This window comes from Isoptericola sp. NPDC058082, assembly GCF_042885055.1.
Taxonomy (GTDB): Bacteria; Actinomycetota; Actinomycetes; order Actinomycetales; family Cellulomonadaceae; genus Isoptericola.
Map to the genome: position 1 here is coordinate 358,843 of NZ_JBHVSQ010000002.1, position 6,626 is coordinate 365,468.

Annotated in this window: 7 protein-coding genes and 1 tRNA gene; 3 read left to right on the forward strand and 5 right to left on the reverse strand. The window is 75.9% G+C overall.

The annotated features are described in order from the left end of the window. Window positions 1-15 precede the first annotated feature (15 nt). The 3 genes from ACFVS0_RS04595 to ACFVS0_RS04605 form a co-directional block, all read right to left on the reverse strand. Window positions 16-1,491, reverse strand: coding sequence for a family 20 glycosylhydrolase (locus tag ACFVS0_RS04595; RefSeq protein WP_430587294.1), 1,476 nt, complete (start codon window positions 1,489-1,491; stop codon window positions 16-18). A 131-nt stretch (window positions 1,492-1,622) separates the two neighbouring features. Continuing rightward, window positions 1,623-3,305, reverse strand: coding sequence for a hypothetical protein (locus tag ACFVS0_RS04600; protein WP_430564153.1), 1,683 nt, complete (start codon window positions 3,303-3,305; stop codon window positions 1,623-1,625). A 102-nt stretch (window positions 3,306-3,407) separates the two neighbouring features. Then, the gene (locus ACFVS0_RS04605) at window positions 3,408-3,860 is read right to left on the reverse strand and encodes a MarR family winged helix-turn-helix transcriptional regulator (protein ID WP_430548714.1); all 453 of its coding nucleotides are present in this window, start codon (window positions 3,858-3,860) and stop codon (window positions 3,408-3,410) included. An 89-nt stretch (window positions 3,861-3,949) separates the two neighbouring features. Between ACFVS0_RS04605 and ACFVS0_RS04610 the strand changes: the two genes are divergently transcribed. The 3 genes from ACFVS0_RS04610 to ACFVS0_RS04620 all read left to right on the forward strand — a co-directional run bounded on the left by ACFVS0_RS04610 (window position 3,950) and on the right by ACFVS0_RS04620 (window position 5,900). Beyond that, the gene (locus ACFVS0_RS04610; RefSeq protein ID WP_430587295.1) at window positions 3,950-4,612 is read left to right on the forward strand and encodes a hypothetical protein; all 663 of its coding nucleotides are present in this window, start codon (window positions 3,950-3,952) and stop codon (window positions 4,610-4,612) included. A gap of 36 nt (window positions 4,613-4,648) precedes the next feature. Then, complete coding sequence (locus ACFVS0_RS04615; RefSeq protein ID WP_430587296.1) at window positions 4,649-5,191, forward strand: sugar O-acetyltransferase; 543 nt, start codon at window positions 4,649-4,651, stop codon at window positions 5,189-5,191. Between the two features lie 67 nt (window positions 5,192-5,258). Then, window positions 5,259-5,900, forward strand: coding sequence for a hypothetical protein (locus tag ACFVS0_RS04620; RefSeq protein WP_430548711.1), 642 nt, complete (start codon window positions 5,259-5,261; stop codon window positions 5,898-5,900). A gap of 74 nt (window positions 5,901-5,974) precedes the next feature. Here ACFVS0_RS04620 and ACFVS0_RS04625 read toward each other — a convergent pair. Further along, window positions 5,975-6,047 (reverse strand) — tRNA-Ala (locus ACFVS0_RS04625). Between the two features lie 50 nt (window positions 6,048-6,097). Then, window positions 6,098-6,424 carry a hypothetical protein gene (locus ACFVS0_RS04630; RefSeq protein ID WP_430587297.1) on the reverse strand — a complete coding sequence of 109 codons (327 nt, stop codon included), beginning with the start codon at window positions 6,422-6,424 and terminating at the stop codon, window positions 6,098-6,100. Window positions 6,425-6,626 lie beyond the last annotated feature (202 nt).

The window sequence follows — 6,626 nt, forward strand, 5'->3', positions numbered from 1 at the left end:
CCGCGCTCCCCTCGCTCAGACGGTCGGCCAGTCGACCTGCGGGGTCTGGTGGAACGCCCACCCGCCGGCACGCCAGGCGGGCGCCTGCGCCGCGGTGCGGGCGCGGAACCCGTCCCAGTCCTTGCGCTCGGGAGCGGTCCAGGCGACCTCGGCGACGGCGCCGAGGCGCGGCAGCAGCATGGAGAACAGCTCGTCGCGGGTGGTGATCGTCTCGGTCCAGACGGCGGCCTCGACGCCCTCGACGGCGTCGGCGGGCAGCCCGTCGATGACGGCGGTCGGCTCCCAGTCGTAGGAGTCGCGCAGCTCGACGTACCCCGCCCAGTGCAGGCCGAGCTCGTGCTCCGGCGTGTACTTCATGTCGAGGTAGGCGTGGTTCCCGGGGGACATGATGAACCGCGCGCCCGCCTGCGCCGCCGCGACGAAGCGCGCGAACTCCTCGCCCTTCGGCTCCCAGTACTGCAGCAGCGTGCCCGGCTCGACGGGGCCGCGCGCGCCCTCCTGCCAGAAGATCGGCGTCTTGCCGTGCTCGCGCACGATCCGGGCGGCGAGCTCGACGAACTTCGCGAACTCCTCGACCTCCATCGTGTGCACCTCGTCGCCGCCGACGTGCACCCAGTCGCCGCGCGTCATGGCGGCGACGTCGCCGATGACGTCGCGCAGGAACGGCTCGGTGGCCGGGTTGTCGAACCAGAGCCGGGAGAAGCCGACCTCGATGCCGTCGTACGGCTCGGTGGGCAGGCCGTCCTTCGTCAGCGCCCCGTACACCTGCGTGGCCGCGTTGATGTGCCCGGGCATGTCGAACTCGGGCACGATCGTCACGAACCGCGCCGCCGCGTACTCCTGCAGCTCGCGGAAGTCGTCCACCGTGAGGAACCCGGCCGTGCCGCCCCCCACCTGGCTGTCGGACGCCTTCTCCAGCTCGGGGCGCGACGGCGTCTCGATCCGCCAGCCCTGGTCGTCGGTGAGGTGCAGGTGCAGCACGCGCAGCTTGAACGCGCCGACCAGGTCGACGACGGCGCGGATGTCCTCGGGCCCGAACCAGTGCCGCACGACGTCGAACGACAGCCCGCGCCAGCCGTACCGGGGGGCGTCGTGCACGACGACGGCGGGGACCTCGCGCGCAGCACCCGCCTCGCCCGCGGCGGGGACGAGCTGGCGCAGCGTGCGCACCGCGTGCAGCAGGCCGACCGGCTCGGGCGCGGTGGCCTCGACGCCCGCCGTCGTGACCCGCAGCGTGTACCGCTCGGGGTTGTCGGAGCCCTCGGGCCCGGCGGCGGCGTCGAGCCGCAGCACGACAGGCGTGGCGCCGTCCGCCTCGGCGGGCTCCTGGCCCGGCGCCGTATCGACGACACGCACGCCCACCGCCTCGAGCTGCTCGGCCGCGACGACGGCGAGGGCGTCGTCCGGCACGACGAGACGGGCGACGTCCAGGGCGAGCGGGGCGGCGTCCTGCCCGTCGACGACGGTGGGCCACGGGATCAGGGACAGCACGATGATCGGTCTCCAGGGGCGCGGGCCGACGGCACCCGGTCGGCGCCGACGGAGGATCGAAACGTTACGTTAGCGATCCTGCCGAATCGGCCGAACCCCTGTCAACGACGCCGCGCGACGACCGCGGCCCGTCAGGAGGTGGCGATCAGCACCGGCGCGGGATCGGACGGCACGACCGGCCCCGTCACCCCGGACGCCGGACCCGACCACCCGAGGTGCACGCCGTCGGGCAGGTCGGCGCTCACCTGGTTCCACACCCACTCCCCGGTGGTGGCGCCGCCGGTCAGGTCGGCGAGGACGAGCGTCTCCACCTGGGGCACCGAACGCAGCAGGGACCGGTCGGGCACGGACTCCGGTCGCGTCTGGTGCACGACCAGCAGGGCCGGCGGAAGGCCCTCCCGCGACACCAGGTCGGCCAGGTAGGTGGTCACCTCGCCGACCTCGGCCGCCGTCATCTGGTGGGACGTCGTCGCGGCGCCGTCGCCGACCCGGGCCTCAGGGTGCAGGGCGACCCCCACCCCGGGCGTCCGCAGCAGCGCCTCGGCCGCCCGCACCTGCTCGACCACCGGCGCGGTGCCGGCGCCGACGTCGAGCAGCACGTACACCCCGGCGTCCCGCGCCGCGTCGACCAGCGGGCGCAGGGACTCCACGTCCTCCTGCGTCACCCAGTCGCCGTCCTCGCCCGGGCCGCTCGCGGTCGCGCTGACCGGCAGCACGAGCGTCGGGACCACGGGGTCGTCCGCAGCGTCGTCCGGCGCGTCCTCGCCCGGCGCGTACGCGGCGGCCGCGGCCTGTGCGCGGGCGACGGCGGCGGCCGGGTCGTCCCAGACCGTCGCGTCGACGGCGACATACCGCGCCGGCAGCAGGTGCTGCGAGCCGGTGGGCAGCAGCGCGGCGCGCTCCGCGGCCGCCACGCGCCAGGCGAACGTGCCGGCGTCGCCGAACGACCGCCCCACCCCCACGACGGTGAGCGCCTGCGCCCGGTCCACGGTCTCGACGACGCGCCGGGACGCGAGGTCACCGCCGCGCACCTCGGTCGTCACGGCCCCCGCCGCACGCAGCGAGGCGATCGCGGCCTCCTGCCCCTCCTGCGGGTCGACCAGCGCCAGCACCTCGCGCAGCAGCCGCGGCGCACCCTCGGTCCCCCCCGACGCGGACGGGGAGGCCCCCGGGCCGCCGCCGAGCAGGGAGTCGAGGCGATCGACGAGATCCTCCAGGTCGTCGTCCTCGAGCGTCGGGCCCGCGCCGTCGCCCTCGGCCTCCTCGCCGTCCTCGCCGCCGACGACGTCGGGGCTCACCGTGATCGCCTGGACGCCCGCGGCGTCCGCGACCTGGCGCGCCGCCGCACCCGGGTCGGCCTCGGCGTCACCGTCGGGAGCCTCCGAGGCGTCCGTGCCGTCGGCGTCGCCGTCGCCCGGTCCCGCCTGGTCACCCGTGACGACGACCGCCGCACGCGCACCGAGCCGCTCGATCTCCTCGGTGACGCCCGGCCCGGCGCCGTCGGCCAGCAGGGCCGGGGCGTGCAGGGCCACCGCCGCGGCGGCCAGGGCCTCCCGCGCCCCCGCGTCGTCCGCGTCGGCGAGGACCACGACCTCCGAGCGCGCGAAGACCGTCTGGCTCGTCGTGAGCGCGAGATCGGCCGGGTCGGCGGCGTCGAGGAGCACCGTGTGCGTGGACAGGTCGCGCACCGCGACGGCCGGGGCGCCCGTCGACGGGCTCGCCGCCTCGCCGGGCGGCGAGGCCGCGCAGCCGGTGAGGGCGAGTGCACCGGTCAGGACGACGGGCAGGACGAATCGGACGTTCCGGAGGGGCACGCCCCTCATCTTTGCGCATCCACCGACCGCTGGTCGACGGCCTCCACGACCTCGTCACACCCGCGCGGCAGGACACGCCGGACGGTCGGGACGCCGCGCCGGTCAGGAGCCGGCGAGCAGCACCATGATCTCCGCGTACTGCCGCCGCTGGGCGGCGGAGAGCGGCGCGAGGAGCGCCTCCTGCACGCCGTCGAGGACGCCGTCGAGCTCCCGGAGCACCGCGAGGCCGGACGGCGTGACCGACACGATCTTGCGGCGCCGGTTCGTCGCGTCCGCCTCCCGCCGCACCAGGCCGCGGTCCTCGAGCTCCCGGAGCGCGCCGGTGACGTCGCTCCGGTCGATGCCGGTGTCCCGCCCGAGGTCGGCCTGACTCTCCGGCCCCCACTGCTCGAGCGCGGCCAGGAGCCGGTAGTGGTAGCCACGCAGACCGTCGCCGTGCTCGGCGAACGCGCCGGCGAGCAAGGCGGACGACCGCGCCGCGGCGCGCCCCAGCAGCCACGTCGGCCGATCCTTCTGCCGGTCGGGCGTGCGGCGGGGAGGGAGTGGCTCGCGCATGCCCCGAGCCTAGCGGGATGTTGGGACGACCCACGGTTGATGTATGTTGGTTGTACCAATCTTGGACGTTCCAACAAAGGAGCAGGACGATGAGCGACAGCACGACGCGGGTCCTCGTGGTGGGCCGCAGCGCCCGAGCCCTCACCGAGACGGTCGCGATGCTGCGCGCCCGCGGCATCGCGGCGAACGCGACCAACCGGTTCGACCGGGTGCTCGAGGACTACGACTCCCGCGACCTCGACCTCGTGCTCTTCGGCGGCCAGGTGCCGCCTCGGCAGCGCGAGCTCCTGGAGGCGGAGCTGCTCCGTCGCAACCCCGACGTCCGGTTCCACAGCGGGCTCGGCGGCATGGCGCCGCTGCTCACCGCCCAGGTGGAGCAGATCGTCGGCGGCCCGGTGCCCGGCGTCGAGCACGACGCCGAGGCCCGCGAGCTGCACGTCACGCTGGCCGACCCCGCGCACGTCACGGCCACGGCACTCTGGGCCGTGCCCGTCCCGCCCGACCCGGTCCCCCACGCCGTGGCGCTCGTCGACGCGGACCTGCCGGCCGGACGGCACGCCGTCCCGGTGCCGCCGGAGGTGCCGGCGCACGGCGCCTTCGCCGCCGTCCGCATCGACGACCGCACCGCCGTCGTCCGCCTCGGCGCAGCCCCGCGACCGGCCGCTCGTGGCACGGTCGGCGCGCCGCTGCCCGCGCCCGAGCCGGTGACCACCCGGCTCCCCTGGGAGGCGCCCGGGTCCCGACGGTCGTGAGCAGGCGATGTCGCACCCGCCCGGCACCATCGGGGGATGCCGAGCGACCTCCTCCTGCGCATCCACGGCCCCGAGTTCCGCACCATGTCCGAGCGGGTGCTGCGCGCCACCGAGCTCACCTCCCGCCTCAACGTGCTGCCGTTCGACGACGAGGCGGGCAAGGCGGAGCTGTTCGAGCAGATCCTCGGCCGTCCGCCGCCGTCGAGGACGACGATCTACCCGCCCTTCTACACGGACCACGGGCTGAACCTCGACCTCGCCGAGCGGGTGTTCGTCAACCAGAACTGCACGTTCCTCGACTATGCCGGGATCCGGCTGGCCGAGCGCGTCATGGTGGCGCCGAAGGTCACGTTCATCACCGTGGGCCACCCGGTCGACACCGACGACCGCAGGGTGTGGCTCACCGGCGGCCCGGTCGTCGTCGAGGAGAACGTGTGGATCGGGGCCGGGGCCACCGTCCTGCCGGGCGTGACCATCGGCCGGGACTCCGTGATCGCCGCCGGGGCCGTCGTCGCCGACGACGTGCCGGCCCGCAGCCTCGTCACCGGCGGCAAGGCGACGGTGCGCCGCCGCTGGTGAGGACCGCACCGGGGTGAAAAGCGGCCGGGCGGTTGAGGCCGCCCGCCCCCGTTCCTACGCTGCAGAGGTGTCCGAGGCGGGCCAGGACGTCGACAGCACCTCGCGCCGGCGCCTGCGCCGCGAGGCGTGGGGCTTCGCCGTCGGGTCGCTGTGCTTCCTCGTCGGGGCGCTCCCGCCCTACGCCGACGCGGTCGGCGAGGTCGGGGCGGGCGTCACGTTCGTCGTCGGGTCGGTGTTCTTCACCGCCGCCGCCGTCGTGCAGCTGAGCCTCAGCGGCCGGCGCCCGCCCCGCAGGGGCACGCACCCCGCCGACCGGTGGGACTGGTGGGCCGCCGCGGTCCAGCTCGTCGGCACGGTGTGCTTCAACGTGAGCACGGTCGCGGCCCTGGCCGCGTCCGTCGCGGACCCGGGACGGCTCGGCGCGGGCTGGAAGCCCGACGCGTACGGCTCGGTCGCGTTCCTCGTCTCGTCGGCGTGCGCGATCGTCGCGACCCGCGACCGCGGGCACCTGTGGGACCTGGACGCCCGGACCTGGCACGGCACCTGGCTCAACGCCGTCGGCTCGGTGGCGTTCGCCGCCTCTGCCGTCGGGGCGTACGTGGAGCCCTCCACGGGCACCTACCTCAGCGCGTGGTGGGACCAGGCCGGGACGCTCGCCGGCGCGCTCTGCTTCCTCGTCGCGGCACTGCTCTCGCGTCGCACGGCCTGACCCGCGGCGGGTTCGAAAGGCGCCCGGGAACGACGACGGCCGCCGCACCAGGTGCGGCGGCCGTCGGCCTTCGGTGGAGCTAGGGGGATTCGAACCCCCGACCTTCTCATTGCGAACGAGACGCGCTACCAACTGCGCCATAGCCCCGAGAGCGGTGCCAACATTAGCACCCGGTCACCGCAGGTCGCCAAATCGGCTCAGCCCGCCGCGCGACGCCGGGCGAGGATCTCGTCCAGCGGCAGGCCGAGGGTCTCGGTGCGCGGTCGCGGCTCGTCCGCCGCTGCCAGGTCCGTCGTGCCGTCGGCGGTCGACGACGCGGCGCCCAGGGTGCCGGGAGCCCGCTCGGCGACCGGTGCCCCGGCGGGCGTCGCGGTCGGGCCGAGCGTCGCGCGGACGGTCGCGGCCAGCGCCGCGCCGCGCGCGGCGTCGCCCGCCGGGAGCGTACGGCCGGCACCCGGGGCCGCGAGCGGCCGCGGCTCGCGCCGGGGGGCCGCCGGCTTCGTGACGTAGGTCGGCAGGGGCACGGGCACGGGCTCCCACGGCTCGCTGCCGACCGGCGGCGGCCCGGCGGGCGCTCCGTCACCCCGCTCCCCCGGGTCGACGACGACGACGGGCTCCGGCGTCGGGGGCGGGTCGTTGGGGCGGGAGGGGGAGGAGGGGGGGTCCGACGAAAGGGGGGGGGGGGGGGAAGGGGGGAGGGTGGGGTTTTTGTTTTTCTTTCCACAG